We start from the raw sequence: 16,099 nt of genomic DNA, 5'->3' as shown, positions 1-16,099 counted from the left end.
CTGACAACAAAAAAAGCCGGGCAGGGAGCGCCCGGCTTTTCATGTCGGTAAGTTGACCGATCAGACTGGCTTCAGGAGAACGTGTTTCTTCTTGCCGAGGGACAGCTTGATGATGCCGTCTTCGGTCACATCCGCCAGTGTGAGCTGACGGTTGGCATCCTGCTCGCCCTTGTCGTTGATCTTGACGGCGCCACCCTTGATGTTGCGGCGGACATCGCCGTTGGATGCGCACAACCCGGCGGTAACAAAGGCGTTCAAAACACCCAGCCCGGCCTCAAGATCGGCACTTGCCACTTCGACAGTCGGTAATCCTTCCGCGGACTGACCTTCCTCAAAAGCCTTCCGAGCGGTCTCCGCAGCCGCTTCTGCCTTATCCCGCCCGTGGATCATCGCGGTTGCTTCGGTGGCCAGCACCTTCTTGGCCTCGTTGATGCCAGCCCCATCGAGCGCTGCCAAACGGCTGATCTCGTCAAGCGGCAGGATTGTGAAGAGCTTCAAGAATTTCTCGACATCCGCATCTTCGGTATTGCGCCAGTACTGCCAGTAGTCATAGGCCGACAGCTGTTCCTCGTTGAGCCAGACCGCGCCGGCCGCCGTCTTGCCCATCTTGGCACCGGAAGAGGTCGTCAGAAGCGGGGCGGTGAGTGCAAAGGCTTCCTTGGATTCTTTCCGGCGGATGAGATCCACACCGGATAGGATGTTGGACCACTGGTCAGATCCGCCCATTTGCAGGCGGCAGCCGGTCTGCTGGTAGATCTCCAGGAAGTCATACCCCTGAAGGAGCATATAGTTGAATTCCAGGAAGGACAGGTGCTGCTCCCGCTCCAGGCGCAGCTTGACGGAATCACGCTGGATCATCTGGTTGACCGAGAAATGCCGGCCGATGTCGCGCAGAAACTCCATGTAGTTGAGTTTGAGCAGCCAGTCGGCGTTGTCCATCATGACGGCATCCGTCGGACCATCGCCGAAGGTAAGGAGCTTTTCAAAGACCTTCCGGATGCCGGCCTTGTTCTCTTCGATGGTTTCATCGGACAGAACCTTGCGGCTTTCATCCTTGCCGGTCGGATCGCCGACCCGTGTTGTCCCGGAGCCCATGAGCGCGATCGGCCGGTGGCCGGTCTGCTGGAACCAGTAGAGCATCATGATGGTGACCAGCGACCCGGCATGCAGGCTCGGCGCCGTGCAGTCGAAGCCGATATAGGCCGTGACTGTTTCCTTGGCGCAGAGCTCGTCAAGGCCTTGAGGGTCCGAGATCTGGTGGACGAATCCGCGCTCGGAAAGAACCTTCAAAAACTCTGACTTGAATTCGCTCATGTGTCTGCCCGTTAGATGCAACTGTCGTGTGGCCATTCGCCTGTTGGGCATGGCTCTATACCGGCAAAGCAGTGATGTAAATTGCACAGGGTCTAAAAGTTCGGTCTTCAAAGGTTTGGCGAGCTGCGTTTCTTGCGCAGTTTCCATGACGAAGGATCGCAGATCGGGTCATGGAGACGGCGCGGTGCGCAATCCTGCGCAAAAAACATCAAGCGTGACCCCAATCACAGCTGGAAGGGCGGTCTCATCCTAGTGTGTGGGTGTTGGCGCTTAGGAGCGCATGTTCATCCTGAGGAGGAGTTGAAATGTTTAGGAAATTCGCAATCGCAGCAGTTGCAACTGCTGCCCTCGCCACGGCCGCAGTCTCATTTTCGCCGACGGAAGCCCAAGCCGGAAACCGGGCGGGCGCTGTTGCCGCCGGCGCCATCATAGGGCTTGCTGCCGGCGCCATTATCGCCAGTCAGGTACAGCCCCGATATGTCGCGCCCGTCCGCTGCCACAACCAGGCTGTCCGCCGGTGGAGCCCTTATGAACACCGCTATGTTGTCGTTGGGTATCGCCGGGTCTGTTACTGATCAAGCAGATACTAGAACTTAAAACGAAGGCCTCCAATCGGGGGCCTTTCGTTTTTTGGATAAGCTTTTGTTTCCAAACACTACTCCCTAGGCCGTGTGGACGAATTGGAGATGCATTTCGCCGGGATTTGCATCGTTCAAGATCAAGGAAATCCGGTGAAGGTGATGCTTGTGCATCATCAAGACGGATTTGCGCTGGAATTGAGCACTGCAAACACGGCCCAAAGGGTGAGCCAAGTGCCGGCGATCTGGTACCGCCGGTCCTTTGACCGTATATCGATATGCTCTACAGGACTGTCGCCGCCATATCTTGGCACTTGTCTCACGAAATCCGTCTCCAATTCGTCCACACGGCCTAGTGCGCAGGTCTTGAGCGCGGCAGATTTCATCAGAATGACACCAATCCTTCACTCGCGCAGTCGGCGCTTTTGTTACGACCCTCCCAGTCAAGGAGGCGTCGATGTCTGCGATTACGGTAAAACGATTGTCCAAAACGTTCCGGGGTGGCATCCGCGCCTTGGATGGCGTCGATCTGACGGTCGCCGATGGTGAGTTCGTTGCGCTGATCGGCGCGTCCGGCTCGGGAAAATCCACCTTGATCCGCCATATTTCCGGTCTGGTGGCTGGAGACAAGAAGAGTGGCTGTTGTCAGATCTCGATCAATGGGCACCCAGTTCAAGACAGCGGCGCCATCTCGAAAAACATCTCGGCGACGCGAACCGGTATCGGTGTCGTGTTTCAGCAGTTCAATCTGGTGCCGCGACTGAGTGTCTTGACCAATGTCCTTGCAGGACTGCTTGGAAAAGTGCCGGTTTGGCGCGGCCTCTTTGGTTTTTTCTCATCAGAAGAAAAGCAGCTAGCAATGCGCGCCCTGCAGCGCGTCGGCATCGAGACAAAGGCGCGCCAGCGGGCGTCAACACTGTCGGGGGGGCAACAGCAGCGCGCGGCCATTGCCCGGACGATTGTTCAGGGGGCTAAAATCATCCTGGCCGACGAGCCGATTGCGTCCTTGGACCCGGCTTCGGCAAAGCGGGTCATGGGGATCCTGTCCAGGATCAACGAGGAAGACGGTACGACCGTGGTCGTTTCCCTGCACCAGGTCGAATATGCCCGCAGGTACTGCAAGCGGACGATTGCCATGCGGGCCGGACAGATCGTTTACGACGGTCCGAGCCATGCACTGACGACCCAGTTTTTGCGCGAAATCTACGGTGAGGCCAGCGAAGAACTTGTGCTGCCGGATGCCGAAGACTTTGGGACCGCGCCAATCCCGGCGACGGCCTGAATCTCTCCAGGGGAGACATCGTGATGAAATTGATTACTCGCATTGCTGCGACTGCAGCGATTATGGTTGGTTTGAGCGGCCCGGCGCTTGCCGAGCGTGAAAACCCGGAAGAACTCTACTTCGGCATTCTGTCCACTGAATCCAGCTCTGCGCAGCGTGAAAAGTGGGGCCCGTTCCTGGAAGCCATGGAAGCCTCTCTTGGCATGCCGGTAAAGCCGTTCTTTGCTGCTGACTATGCCGGTGTGATCGAAGGCATGCGCTTCGACAAGGTCGACGTTGTCTGGTACGGCAACAAGTCTGCAATGGTTGCCGTCGACCGCGCTGGAGCCGAGATTTTCGCTCAAACGACCGAAGCGACCGGGGACCGTGGTTACTGGTCGGTGATGGTGACCCACAAGGATTCCGGCCTAACTTATGAAGATGTGATGGCGTGCAACAAGGATCTGAATTTCGGCATCGGCGATCCAAATTCCACATCCGGTTTCCTTGTCCCTTCCACCTTCGTTTTCGCCAAGGAAGGTGTGAACCCGAAGGACTGTTTCAAGACCCTGCGCAACGCCAACCACGAGACCAACCTGATTTCGGTTGCAACCAAACAGGTTGATGCAGCTGTTGCGTCCTCCACCGGCATGTATTCCCGCCTGAAAAACGCCAAGCCGGAACTCTTTGCCGAACTGAAGGAAATTTGGCGCTCTCCGCTGATCGCGTCTGATCCGATGGCCTGGCGTCCGGAGCTCGATGAAAGCATCAAGTCGAAGATCATGTACTTCTTCATGACCTATGGCCGTCAGGGCACCGACGAGGAAGTGGCCAAGGCGCGTGAGAACCTAGCCATGATCGACATGGGACCGTTCATTCCGTCCTCCAACGCCCAGCTGTGGCCGTTCTACGAAATGGATCAGATCCGTCAGCGCATGTCCATCGAGGGTGACGACACCTATTCCGACGACGAGCGGACTGCGAAAATCTTGGAAATCAACACCAAGATCGAAGAAATCCGCGCAGCAGCTGCTGCCCGCCCGCGCAAGTAATCAGCGCAACGCATCGGCATGAGGGGAGGCATCAGGGCATTCCCTCATGCTCTTGTTTGATCTCCGCACAGGACACTTTCCATGACCAGTAATGTAAACGTGCTCAACACGGGCGAGCCCGTTCTTGAAGTCCCGGGTCGAACCACTCAGGAGAAGGTCTTTGACGTTCTGATCTGGGGCGGTTTGATCGTCATGCTGGTCTGGAGTTTCCATCCGGCGGACATGCACCGCATGGGCCAGGTATTCACCGGCGGTGGCAACATGGCCATGCTGCTGGAAGACTTTCTCAAGCCGAACTTCCGGTATTGGCACAGCTATTTCGACTTGATGCTCGAAACCGTTCAAATGGCTGTCTGGGGATCCTTTCTGTCGGTGATCCTTGCGATCCCGTTCGGATTGCTGTCCTCGTCCAATATTGCGCCTTACTGGATCGTGTTCCCAGTGCGCAGACTCATGGATGCCTTCCGTGCGATCAATGAGCTGGTATTTGCCCTGATTTTTGTGGCGGCTGTTGGTCTTGGACCGCTGGCAGGTGTTTTGGCGCTGACGATCCACACGACGGGTACGCTCGCAAAACTCTTTTCAGAGGCCGTGGAAGCGATCGATCCGCGTCCGGTCGAGGGCATCAAGGCGACAGGCGCTCCGGCTATTCAAGAGATTGTCTACGGTGTCGTGCCGCAGGTTCTGCCGCTCTGGATTTCCTATTCTCTTTACCGATTTGAAGCCAACGTGCGCTCTGCGACCGTGCTGGGCATTGTCGGCGCGGGCGGTATTGGCATGTCGCTCTCAGAAGCCCTGCGCGGCTTTGACTACTCGGCTGGCGCTGCGATCCTATTGATCATCCTCGTAACGGTTTCCTTGCTTGATATCTTCGGGTCGCTGTTGCGCAAGGTCGTGATCGATGGCACCGACCACGGCCGGTTTGCTGCCTACTTCCTGTTCTTGACCCTTCTCGTGATTGGCCTGGAGACGTTGCTGGCGCGCTGATAAAGTGCTCCAAGCATAAGCCGTCGTTGCGAATCTGCCGGTCTGGTGCCACTTTCGTGGCCTCAAATGACAAATATCCGACCGGCGGGTTCCAACAGGCTTCTCCATGACACTCGAACATCTCCACATTCTGTGCGGCAAGATCGCATCTGGAAAGTCAACGCTTGCCGGTGAACTCTCCAGCCAACCGGCAACGGTTTTGATAAGCGAAGACATTTGGCTGGCCGAACTGTTCGGGCCTGAAATGTCGACAATCAAAGACTATGTGCGTGTCTCGGCAAGGTTGCGATCCGTCATGGAGCCCCATGTCATTGGGCTTCTGAAAACCGGCGTGTCCGTGGTTCTCGACTTTCCGGCCAATACGCCGGAGACGCGCGTCTGGATGCGGCGTGTGGCCGAAGGCAGCGGCTGCGATCATACGCTCCATTACCTCAATGTTTCCAACGAGATTTGCAGGGAACGGCTGCGGGCGCGCAATGCCAGCGGGGCCCATCCGTTTTCGGTAAGTGATGAGCAATTTGAAGCAGTTACCAGACACTTTGTCCCGCCAGCACCGGATGAAGGCTTTAACGTATTGGAACGTTAAGTTCATGGGACGGAATCAGGGGATTGGCCGCAAAGAATTTTGACCGGAAAATGGAGATCGCCCGTTATGAGTCCTGAAAACGTGTCACCAGCTCGTGCCCATGGATTGATCTGCGGGGCCATGTCGCCGGGGCCTTTGAACCGGATCACGGATGTGGCGGGTGTCACGGTCGGCCACAAGACCGTCATCGATGGGCCCCTTCGAACGGGGTTCACGGCCATTGTCCCGCATCCGGGCAATCCGTTTATGGAAAAGCTGGCAGCGTCCAGCGACGTCATCAACGGCTTCGGCAAAAGTGCAGGCCTGATCCAGGTGGAGGAACTCGGAAACCTGGAGACCCCGATCCTGCTCACCAACACCTTCGGCGTGGCAGAAGGCATTCACGCCTTGATCCGGCGGGAGCTGAAACAAAATCCTCAAATTGACCGCGCGAAGGGGACTGTCAATCCGGTCGTGATGGAATGCAATGACGGTTACTTAAGTGATATCAACGCGATTGCGCTGACCGAAGAGGACGCAAACGCCTCACTTTCGGCTGCGTCTACAGATTTCGAACAAGGCAGTGTCGGGGCAGGGACCGGTATCAGCTGTTTCGGGTTCAAGGGAGGGATTGGATCCGCATCCCGCCAATTTGAATTGGATGGCAAGACCTTCACACTGGGCGCATTGGTGCAGGCAAATTTCGGCCGGGCCGGAGACCTGGTTCTGCCGGATGGGCGCAGGCCATCGCCTAAAGGAATGGCAGCTCCGGAAGAGCGTGGATCTGTCATCATTGTGCTGGCAACTGATGTGCCTCTGGAAAGTCGGCAGCTGAAGCGAATTGCCCGCCGTGCAGGCGCCGGTCTTGCCCGGCTCGGCTCATTCTACGGCAACGGCAGTGGCGACATCGGTTTTGCGTTCTCAACGGCTCACAAGATACCGCACAATCCACAAGGCGATCTGACCGCCCGCGATTATATGCATGAGGGTAAGATCGATCTTCTGTTTCAGGCCGCCGCGGAAACCACCCAGGAGGCGGTGCTCAATGCAATGATCGCGTCTCCCGCCATGCATGGGAAAGGGACCAGCTTCCGGCCATCCTTGAAGGACTGGCTGGATCAAAACTGAGGCGTCAACGCTGCGCTGTAGTTATCCAATTCAAGCAAATCGTAAGACTTAGCTGGATAAATATCATCGGAAATAACAGGCTGCGGTAATGCTGATTATGAACGGTGGACGACGAACTGTGCGGGGTGCGATCGGCTTGCTTGGTGTTTTTTGTGCTCTTCTAACCGGAGGGGCGCAGGCCCAAGCGACCGAAATTCATCTTGTGACGGAAAACTATCCGCCCTTCAATTTCATGCAGGACGGAGAGATCGTGGGGCTTGGCGCGGATCAGGTGCGTGAAATCATGATCCGGGAGAAAATTGACTTCACCATGGAGATGCTCCCATGGTCCCGGGCCTTTTGGTTGGCTGAAAACAGAAAAAACCATTGTGTTTTCACCACTGCTTATACACCAGCCAGAGCTGCGAGCTTTGCCTGGATATCGCCGCTCGGCGGTGCTGAGCTGTTTCTGATCAAGAAGTCCGGATCGCAGATCCCGTCGAACCTTGCCGAGATTGTTGGAGACTTCTCTGTCGGCACGCAGAGAAGCGACTACGCTGAATATGTTTTGCAAAAGAATGGCTTTGGCAGCATCGACTATTTTGATGATGTTGAGACTGTGATCCGGCAACTTGTTCAAGAGCGGCTGCACCTTGCGGCAATCTCAAGCGTCACGTTTCATACGCTCGTGCAACAGGGTGTCGAAGTCGAGCTGGTTCATGGGTTCGGTGACATCATCGGAAATGCGCTGGCCTGCAATCCGGAGACCGATGAAGCATTGCTCAAGCGGATGCAAAACGGCCTGGACAGTATCATTCAAGATGGCTTTCAGGCCGCCATCTTAAAAAAATACACCGGAGCTGCTTCGATTAGCGCCCTTACGGACGAGAACTGACACACGGTCCGCGCAGTAAGCTTTCGAATTCGGCTCGATGTTGCATCTTTCGAGGCTTCAAAAGTTTCGAAAAAGAAAAACCCCGGTCGAGTGACCGGGGTTTTCCGTGTTTGACGCCGAATCTGTCTTAGACAGAGTAGTACAGGTCGAACTCGACCGGATGCGGGGTCATTTCGTAGCGCTCGACTTCTTCCATCTTCAGTTCGATGTAAGCGTCGATCTGGTCGTCGTCGAAGACGCCGCCGGCTTTAAGGAACTCGCGGTCTGCATCAACAGCTTCCAGTGCTTCACGAAGGGAACCGCAAACCGTCGGGATCTCGGCCAGTTCTTCAGCCGGCAGATCGTAGAGGTTTTTGTCCATCGCATCGCCCGGGTGCAGCTTGTTCTTGATGCCGTCAAGGCCGGCCATCAGCAGGGCAGAGAAGCAGAGGTACGGGTTTGCTGTCGGATCCGGGAAGCGGACCTCAACGCGTTTCGCCTTCGGCGAAGCGGTGAACGGAATACGGCAAGACGCAGAGCGGTTGCGCGAAGAGTAGGCAAGGAGAACCGGAGCCTCATAACCCGGGACCAGACGCTTGTAGGAGTTGGTCGACGGGTTGGTGAAAGCGTTCAGGGCTTTCGCGTGCTTCAGGATGCCGCCGATGAAATACAGGCAGGTCTCGGAAAGATCCGCGTACTGATTGCCAGCGAACGTCGGCTCACCGTTGTTCCAGATGGACAGGTGGCAGTGCATGCCGGTGCCGTTGTCGCCGAAGACCGGCTTCGGCATGAAGGTTGCGGACTTGCCATAAGCGTGGGCAACCTGGTGAACAACATACTTGTAGATCTGCATGTTGTCGGCACAGGAGGTGAGGTTGTCGAACTTCATGCCGAGTTCGTGCTGAGCAGCGGCCACTTCGTGGTGGTGCTTCTCGGTCGGAACGCCCATTTCGCCCATGACGGACAGCATTTCGGAGCGGATGTCCTGAGCGCTGTCGACCGGCGGAACCGGGAAGTAGCCGCCTTTGGTGCGGGGACGGTGACCGAGGTTGCCGGTCTCATACTCTGAACCCATGTTGGACGGCAGTTCGGAGCTGTCCAGGATAAAGCCGGTGTTGTACGGGTCAGCCTGGAAGCGCACGTCGTCGAACATGAAGAATTCAGCTTCCGGACCAACATAGATGGTGTCGCCGAAACCGCCGGACTTCACATAGGCTTCCGCCTTCTTTGCAGTCATGCGCGGGTCGCGGTTGTACGCTTCGCCGGTGATCGGGTCGATGATGTCGCAGAAGATCGCCATCGTGGACTGGGCAAAGAACGGATCGATGTGAGCCGATTCCGGATCCAGGATCAGCATCATGTCGGACTCGTTGATAGCCTTCCAGCCAGCAATTGAGGAGCCGTCAAAAGCAACGCCTTCGGCGAACATGTCTTCATCGACAAGTGCAACGTCCATGGTGACGTGCTGCATTTTACCGCGCGGGTCGGTAAAGCGCAGATCGACGAACTTGACGTCTTTTTCCTGAATTTCCTTAAGGATATCAGCGGCGGTGGTCATTATGTCCATCCCTTTGATTTTTCGTGTGAACGTTAGGGTTTTGTCCCGGTCCGGCAGAGGGTTTAAACGGTTTGTCTCAGCTCGGATAGTCCGGAATTGGGTGTGCGGCGAAATGCCGGAAAAGGTGAGGGGTCAGATGGCGTCGGTGCCGGACTCGCCGGTCCGGATGCGGACTGCCTCTTCGATGTTGGAAACAAAAATCTTGCCATCCCCGATACGGCCGGTCTGGGCCGCATTGCGGATGGCCTCGACGGCCTTTTCAACCATGTCGGATCCAAGCACGATCTCGACTTTGACCTTCGGCAGGAAGTCGACAACATATTCGGCACCACGGTACAGTTCGGTGTGACCTTTCTGACGGCCAAATCCCTTGGCTTCGGTCACGGTGATGCCCTGCAGGCCGACTTCTTGAAGAGCTTCTTTGACCTCATCGAGTTTGAAGGGTTTGATGATCGCTTCGATCTTTTTCATCACCGTATGTCTCTCTCCACATGTAATGGCAGGTTCTGCCCGTACGCTCTTCTTTAGAAGCCGGCCCAGACGAAAACGCACTGGTTTGGATCAGCTGAGAGCTGTTGCCACTGTAAAAGCACGAAGTGTGCCAATTGCTGTTATGATTGTCCGATTTCCCATCCCGGCAGGATTCCGCCGCTATTTTTGGCAAGTTATCGCGAAAGTCGTGGTGTCAGAGTGAGGTGGCTCGACAGGATTGCATAAAAAATAGACATTATGATTACAGAATGTGCAGTTGAGTGGATCCCGATGTCTGTTCTTGCCGGTGGCCGCCTCAATGCCGGGCCTCTCGCCGGTCTTGTTGCGGGGTGAATTGCCGTTAGAGATGCGTATGATAACGCCGAACAATCTCCATTTTGTTGGGCACACGAAGGACGGTCATGACGGCAGCACTACTCACACCCCAAGAAATGGGGCAGGCGGATCGCTTGACGATCGAGGGGGGCATTCCAGGATTGGATTTGATGGAGCGCGCTGGATCGGCTGTGGCAGATGCCGCTTCGAAGCATGCTCCTGCTGGTGGCCGAGTACATATTCTTTGCGGACCCGGCAACAATGGCGGTGACGGATTTGTTGCCGCAAGGATTCTGGCAGAAAAGGGCTACGATGTCCGGGTTGATCTTCTCAAATCCCCATCCGGCTTGAAGGGGGACGCTGCAGCAGCTTTTGAGGCAATGAACTTGCCCTTCGAGGTCCTTGCAAAAAATGATCAGCGTGTCGGGGATCCGGCAGACCGGTTCGCAGGGGCGGATGTCATTGTCGATGCGTTGTTCGGAGCGGGGTTGGATCGACCGCTTTCCGGTCCAGCCGCCGAACTGGTTGAAGCTGTAAATGGATCAAGCGCAGCAATCATAGCGGTGGACTTGCCATCCGGCATCAACGGTGCGACCGGAGAGATCAAGGGGAGTGCGATCAAGGCGCATGCGACCGTCACGTTCTTTCTGAAAAAGCCAGGGCATCTCCTTTTTCCCGGTCGCGGGCTATGCGGCACAGTCACGATCGCCCAGATCGGGATTGAAACTGGCGTGCTCGACACAATCGGGCCAGCGGCATTTGAAAATTCACCGGATCTCTGGCAGGCGAGCTGGCCGCGCCCGGCGGTGGATGGCCACAAGTATTCAAAAGGCCACGCGGTCGTTTTCAGCGGGCCGATGGCCAAAACAGGTGCAGCGCGGCTTGCAGCCATGGCTGCGCTTCGGACTGGGGCTGGGCTCGTCACTTTGGCATCGCCGCCGGACGCCATGATGGTCAACGCATCGCACTTAACGGCAGTCATGCTGAAAAAGGTCTCCGGTCCTGACGCGATCCCGGAGTTTCTGTCCGATCCGCGTCTGAATGCCGTTTTGATCGGACCGGGATACGGGATCGGAGAGGACACACAGGCAGCTGTCGAGGCCATTATCGCGACAGAGCGGTCCTTGGTGCTCGACGCCGATGCCTTGATCAGTTTCTCAAAAAAACCGCAGAAGCTGTTTGATTTGATCAAAGAAAACGCATCGTCAGCTATCCTGACACCGCATGACGGCGAGTTTCAGCGTCTTTTTCCGGATCTAACCGGCCTCTACAAACTTGCACGGGCGCGGGAGGCCGCACGCCGCTCCGGTGCAGTAGTCATATTAAAAGGCCCCGACACAGTCATTGCAGCACCGGACGGCCGGGCCGCGATCAACTGCAATGCGCCGCCGTTTCTGGCAACCGCCGGGTCCGGTGATGTGCTGGCAGGCATCGCGGCTGGCTTGCTGGCGCAAGGTGTTCCGGCATTTGAGGCTGCCTGCCAGGCGGTCTGGTTGCATGGAGAGGCTGGCCGGACCGTTGGCCCTGGCCTTATTGCTGAAGATTTGGCGGCGGCGTTGAGGGAGCCGCTCCGGCACTTGTGGACAAGTCTTGCGTGATAATTGGCAGACGCGCTATTTTTCCTTTGACGGAAAAAGGCGGGGTGGTATAGAGGCCCCGCTTCAAACGCAGAGCGTCCAAGCTCCTGCGATGCGGATGTGGTGAAATTGGCAGACACGCCAGATTTAGGTTCTGGTGCCGCAAGGCGTGGGGGTTCAAGTCCCTCCATCCGCACCAATGCTCAAACTACAAGTGATTGAGATCATAAAGAAATCGGGCTCGGACCTGTTTTTTTATTTGTGAAATCGCGGATTTTACCCCACAATTTACCCCAGTTTTTACCCCACATGCGTGTGAGAGGATAATGCGGTGGGTAACGACGACCGGTTTTTGAAGTGCCATCGGTCCGGCACATGGTATTACCGGCGGCAGGTACCGCTGGACGTAAAGGATCTGGTCGGCCGGTCATCCCTTGAAGTCTCTCTCAAAACCAAACTTCTGGTCGTTGCGCGGCTGCGCCGCGATGCCATGGAGGAAGCCGACACGCTGTTCTGGACCTCGCTGCTCGGCGGCGGCGCGGCGGCCGCCGACCCGGCAACGGCCCGGTACCGGGCCGCGCAGAAGCGGGCGCTTGCCCTCGGCTTTGTCTGGAAATCGTCCAGCGATCTGTTAAACCACGCTCCGCTCGACGATCTGATTGCCCGGCTTGATGTCCTGAAGGGCCGGTCGGACCTGGAGCGCAAGAGCGATGCGGAGGCGCTCCTTGGCACGGCGCCGCGGCCCGATGTGCCGGTCTCCAAGGTGCTGGAGATTTATTTGACCGAAATTGCCCCCGACGCCCTGAAAGGCAAAAGCCCGGCGCAGATCGCGGCCTATAAAAAGGTCAAGACCCGGGCGGTTGCCAATTTCATCAAGGTGGTGGGCGACAAGCCGGTCGACGCGGTCACCCGGGCCGATGCGCTGGCGTTTTTCGACTGGTGGCAGACGCGGGTCACAGGCGCAAACCTGGCCACGGGCGTAAAACTGGCCGCGGGCGCTGATGCTTCTACGGGCACTGGCGCTGGTGGTGGGCACAAACGCAAACGCGGCGCGCCGTCAAAGCCCCTGTCGGGCAATTCGGCCAACCGGGATGTCGGCAACATGCGGCGGCTGTTTCAGGCCTATTATCAAAGGATTGGCGAAGAGGGGCGGGACAACCCGTTCCGGAACCTGTCCTTCCGGGACCCCAAGGCCTTGAAACAGGACGTGCCGCCGTTCCCGGTCCACTGGATCCGCGACCGGTTGCTGGCCCCGGGCGCCTTTGACGGGCTCAACCGGGAGGCCGCGCTCTTGTTCCTGGCGCTGATTGAAACCGGATGCCGGCCGTCGGAGCTTTGCAACATCACCGCCGATCAGATCCACCTGGAGGGCGCCGTGCCGTTCATCGAAATCCGCTTCCGCGCGGACCGGGCGATCAAGACAGAATCCAGCGTGCGCCAGATCCCGCTTGTCGGCGTGTCGCTGGCAGCTTTCATGAAAGCTCCGGACGGGTTTCCGCGGTACCGCGACAAGGAAACGAATTTTTCCGCGATCGGCATGCGGCACTTGCGGCGCGCCGGTCTCCTGCCGTCGGAGCATCACCGGATCTATTCGCTGCGCCATGCCTTTGAAACCCGGATGAAGGAAGCCGGGCTCGATTATGAGCTGCGCTGCCTTCTAATGGGCCATGCGCTCAGCCGGCCGGACTATGGCGACGGTGGTTCGCTTTCATGGCGCCAATCGCAACTCAAGAAAATTGAGCTGCCCTTCCCAGAAGCGCTGATCGACGGCCTGACGTCCCGGCCGCAGCGCAGACCCAAACGAAAGGTGAGGTCATGAGCGCTTCCGCAAATGGACCCGGAACCGGCACTGGTTCCGGCACGGCGCTTCAGCTGTTTGCCGTTGAAGTGTTTAAACGGGATCCGGATGTGTGCGCGGCTGCGCTGCAGGCCGCCCGGGGCCTCCTGAAAGCCCAGAAACGGCCCTGGTTTGCACGCTCAAAGAGGCCGGAGCTGGAGGCGCTTGAGGCTGCCGAAGGGCTCGTCGGTCTCATGAAGCTGCTCGGGGAGACCGATCCTGAAAATCTGAAAAAGATCGACCGGGGGCTAGACTAACGTCGCCTGCCAAGTGCCTGAAGTCGGGGCTGTAATTGCGAAGCGTGAATTACGTCGAGTAACACGTATTGATTGAAATTATTGCAAGTAATAATTATACAATTTATGTGTAGGATTAATCTATATTGCGCAAAATACGTAGAGTTAACACGTTATTATGTATTTTTTTGAAAATGAATTACGTGTTTGAAGTTTACTTGAAGACAATTTTCCGGGGCAATCCATCATGCAAGACGCGGCACTTGATAAACGACTGTCTTTTCACAAGATCGATGAGGCGGCTCAGGCTTCCCTTCGTCAGAACTCCGAGCTGATCCTGTCAATTCTACCGTCTGCTCTTGACCGGTTCTATGAGCATGTTGCGCTCTTTGGGGAAACGGCGGCCTTCTTTCGCGGCCGTGCTCATATGATGCATGCAAAAGAGAAGCAGATCGGTCACTGGAAAATCATCACCTCCGGGCGGTTTGACGGGCAATATGAAGCGTCCGTTACCCGGATCGGGGAGATCCACAATCAATTGGGACTCGAACCCCGTTGGTATATCGGGGCCTACAATTTCCTTGTGTCCGAAATTGTTGCCGAGCTCTCCCGGAGACTTCCGACCGGGCCGTTTTCATCCGGCAAGCGCGATGACCTGCAGCAGCTGCAAAGTGCGATCATACGGGCGTCCATGTTGGACATGGACTACGCCATAGATGTGTATCTGAACGCCGGCCAACGTGAGCGCAAATCGACACTGGAGCGTCTGGCCGTTGAATTTGAAACAAATGTCGGTGATGTCATCAATCTTGTGACAAAGGCGTCTCACGAGATGTCTTCCGCTGCCCAGAAACTCAACCGGACCGCAGAAGATGCATCGCACCGGTCCTCCGCTGCAAGCGCGGTGTCGGAAGAAACAGCGGCAAATGTGCAAACTGTGGCAAGCGCAACGGAAGAGATGGCGGCGTCAGTCTCTGAAATCGCGCGCCAAGTGTCTGAAAGTGCAGCCGTGTCAGCAGAGGCTGTCCGGAATGCAAATGGAACAAATGAGAAAGTCAGCGCGTTGACGACGTCGGCTCAGGTTGTTGGGGACGTGGTTGGCCTCATCAGCGACATTGCCGAGAAAACTAACCTTCTCGCCCTTAATGCCACGATTGAGGCGGCGAGAGCCGGGGAGGCGGGAAAGGGGTTTGCGGTTGTGGCTTCGGAAGTCAAGCAACTCGCGGAACAGACAGCCAAGGCGACAACTGAAATATCCAGCCAAATCAACACGATACAAAGTGAAACGGACGCAGCAGCTACGGCGATCGATGCGATTTCGCATATGATTGCCGAGATGGATACAATCTCCACGACAATCGCAAGTGCCGTGGACCAGCAGGAAGCCGCTACCCAGGAAATAGCACGCAACGTTGATGAAGCTGCGAAAGGGACGATCGATCTCACGCGGAACATTGCCGGCGTCAGTGTTGCGGCGGAGGCAACAGGGGTCGAGTCTTCCAACATTCGTGCTTCGGCAGATAGCCTTGCAGCACAGGCAACCGAGTTGAAGGCAAATGTTGAGACTTTCCTGACATCTGTCCGGACGGCCTAGCGCTCCACGCGGTTCAGACATCAAACGCATATTCCATCACCCGCAGCCGACATGGGACGCCCGCCTCTGTCCTGCTGCGGTTTTGGTTCTTGAAACAGCCTGCGACCGATGTCGCCATGGTGTTTTCAGGCAGGCAGCAGATCACCTTCTGCATCCATAAGCCGGATCTGGCGGTGTGCGACTATTTGTTGATGTATGTTCAACAAAAAGGTGAGCAGCTTGAATTTGACGCCTTATGCGTGCTTTCGAGGCGTTGGTTGCTCAGTCTACATGTCCGAGACGAGCACTATGGATATGGATCCGGTCGGCAAACCGTGGTTGCGCCGCCGGTGAGAGTGAAACCCGATTTCTTTGGCGTTCCTATTGTTTGATAGTCATGTAAAAATAGCGTCATTGTTTAGATAATCAAATAAATATTTTTATAAAAGCTACTTTATATTGGTAGAAATCTATTATATAATGTGAAAAATATAAAATATATAAAACGTTTGTGTGATTAAATTCGAATTCAGGGTCTTTTTTTCTAAAATTGAAACAGTCTTTATTTATATTTTGCTGCTTTAAATTTGAAATAATATTTAGAATACAATTCAAGTGTGGTAGCCATTTTCTTAGATGTTTTCCGGCCTCTCGTCGGTTCCTGCCCGTCCACGCTCCATCGCGACAGATACAGATTTTGCTGATCTGGTTGGTGACACCGAGTTGGTGCGCCGATTGAACAGAAAAGCGCACAGGGAGTGGCCTTAGATAAT

Annotated in this window: 16 protein-coding genes and 1 tRNA gene; 13 read left to right on the top strand and 4 right to left on the bottom strand. The window is 56.1% G+C overall.

Features of this window, described 5'->3' with window-relative positions; all coding sequences use genetic code 11:
• Positions 1-60 precede the first annotated feature (60 nt).
• Positions 61-1,314 carry a tyrosine--tRNA ligase gene (tyrS, locus tag ACQY4Z_RS01755; RefSeq protein WP_428526132.1) on the bottom strand — a complete coding sequence of 418 codons (1,254 nt, stop codon included), beginning with the start codon at positions 1,312-1,314 and terminating at the stop codon, positions 61-63.
• A 305-nt stretch (positions 1,315-1,619) separates the two neighbouring features.
• On the opposite strand from tyrS, the gene ACQY4Z_RS01750 reads away from it, so the two are divergent.
• Positions 1,620-1,889: a tyrosyl-tRNA synthetase gene (locus ACQY4Z_RS01750; RefSeq protein ID WP_428526130.1), complete on the top strand. Its 270-nt coding sequence runs from the start codon at positions 1,620-1,622 to the stop codon at positions 1,887-1,889.
• 179 nt (positions 1,890-2,068) lie between these two features.
• Here the strand turns inward: ACQY4Z_RS01750 and ACQY4Z_RS01745 are convergent, their stop codons facing one another.
• Entirely contained in the window at positions 2,069-2,215 is a 147-nt protein-coding gene (locus ACQY4Z_RS01745) for a hypothetical protein (protein WP_428526128.1), read from the bottom strand.
• Between the two features lie 134 nt (positions 2,216-2,349).
• Between ACQY4Z_RS01745 and phnC the strand changes: the two genes are divergently transcribed.
• From phnC to ACQY4Z_RS01715, 6 genes are all read left to right on the top strand, one after another.
• Positions 2,350-3,174: a phosphonate ABC transporter ATP-binding protein gene (phnC, locus tag ACQY4Z_RS01740; RefSeq protein ID WP_428526126.1), complete on the top strand. Its 825-nt coding sequence runs from the start codon at positions 2,350-2,352 to the stop codon at positions 3,172-3,174.
• 23 nt (positions 3,175-3,197) lie between these two features.
• Positions 3,198-4,205: a phosphonate ABC transporter substrate-binding protein gene (gene phnD / locus ACQY4Z_RS01735; RefSeq protein WP_428526124.1), complete on the top strand. Its 1,008-nt coding sequence runs from the start codon at positions 3,198-3,200 to the stop codon at positions 4,203-4,205.
• A gap of 81 nt (positions 4,206-4,286) precedes the next feature.
• A complete protein-coding gene (gene phnE, locus ACQY4Z_RS01730) occupies positions 4,287-5,192 on the top strand; it encodes a phosphonate ABC transporter, permease protein PhnE (protein ID WP_209175964.1) in 906 nt (301 codons plus the stop codon).
• A gap of 106 nt (positions 5,193-5,298) precedes the next feature.
• Positions 5,299-5,778, top strand: coding sequence for an AAA family ATPase (locus ACQY4Z_RS01725; protein WP_428526122.1), 480 nt, complete (start codon positions 5,299-5,301; stop codon positions 5,776-5,778).
• 66 nt (positions 5,779-5,844) lie between these two features.
• Positions 5,845-6,885, top strand: a complete 1,041-nt coding sequence (locus ACQY4Z_RS01720) for a P1 family peptidase (protein ID WP_428526120.1) — start codon at positions 5,845-5,847, stop codon at positions 6,883-6,885.
• 88 nt (positions 6,886-6,973) lie between these two features.
• The gene (locus tag ACQY4Z_RS01715) at positions 6,974-7,759 is read left to right on the top strand and encodes a substrate-binding periplasmic protein (RefSeq protein ID WP_428526118.1); all 786 of its coding nucleotides are present in this window, start codon (positions 6,974-6,976) and stop codon (positions 7,757-7,759) included.
• Between the two features lie 127 nt (positions 7,760-7,886).
• Here the strand turns inward: ACQY4Z_RS01715 and glnA are convergent, their stop codons facing one another.
• On the bottom strand, positions 7,887-9,296 hold the full coding sequence (gene glnA / locus ACQY4Z_RS01710; RefSeq protein ID WP_428526116.1) for a type I glutamate--ammonia ligase: 1,410 nt from the start codon (positions 9,294-9,296) through the stop codon (positions 7,887-7,889).
• Between the two features lie 132 nt (positions 9,297-9,428).
• Positions 9,429-9,767: a P-II family nitrogen regulator gene (locus ACQY4Z_RS01705; protein WP_428526114.1), complete on the bottom strand. Its 339-nt coding sequence runs from the start codon at positions 9,765-9,767 to the stop codon at positions 9,429-9,431.
• Between the two features lie 422 nt (positions 9,768-10,189).
• Here ACQY4Z_RS01705 and ACQY4Z_RS01700 point away from each other — a divergent pair, with 422 nt between their 5' ends.
• From ACQY4Z_RS01700 to ACQY4Z_RS01675, 6 genes are all read left to right on the top strand, one after another.
• Positions 10,190-11,701, top strand: a complete 1,512-nt coding sequence (locus tag ACQY4Z_RS01700) for an NAD(P)H-hydrate dehydratase (protein ID WP_428526112.1) — start codon at positions 10,190-10,192, stop codon at positions 11,699-11,701.
• A 93-nt stretch (positions 11,702-11,794) separates the two neighbouring features.
• Positions 11,795-11,879, top strand: a tRNA-Leu gene (locus tag ACQY4Z_RS01695).
• 132 nt (positions 11,880-12,011) lie between these two features.
• Positions 12,012-13,499: a DUF6538 domain-containing protein gene (locus ACQY4Z_RS01690; protein WP_428526110.1), complete on the top strand. Its 1,488-nt coding sequence runs from the start codon at positions 12,012-12,014 to the stop codon at positions 13,497-13,499.
• Positions 13,496-13,774: a hypothetical protein gene (locus ACQY4Z_RS01685; RefSeq protein WP_428526108.1), complete on the top strand. Its 279-nt coding sequence runs from the start codon at positions 13,496-13,498 to the stop codon at positions 13,772-13,774. The genes ACQY4Z_RS01690 and ACQY4Z_RS01685 overlap by 4 nt, the downstream gene beginning before the upstream one ends.
• Positions 13,775-14,000: 226 nt before the next feature.
• Entirely contained in the window at positions 14,001-15,347 is a 1,347-nt protein-coding gene (locus tag ACQY4Z_RS01680) for a protoglobin domain-containing protein (protein WP_428526106.1), read from the top strand.
• A gap of 89 nt (positions 15,348-15,436) precedes the next feature.
• On the top strand, positions 15,437-15,718 hold the full coding sequence (locus ACQY4Z_RS01675; RefSeq protein ID WP_420340684.1) for a hypothetical protein: 282 nt from the start codon (positions 15,437-15,439) through the stop codon (positions 15,716-15,718).
• Positions 15,719-16,099 lie beyond the last annotated feature (381 nt).

It is taken from the genome of Roseibium sp. (genome assembly GCF_965276855.1).
Taxonomy (GTDB): domain Bacteria; phylum Pseudomonadota; class Alphaproteobacteria; order Rhizobiales; family Stappiaceae; genus Roseibium.
Note: the sequence above shows the minus strand (reverse complement) of the source record. Positions and strands in the feature narration are given on the sequence as shown.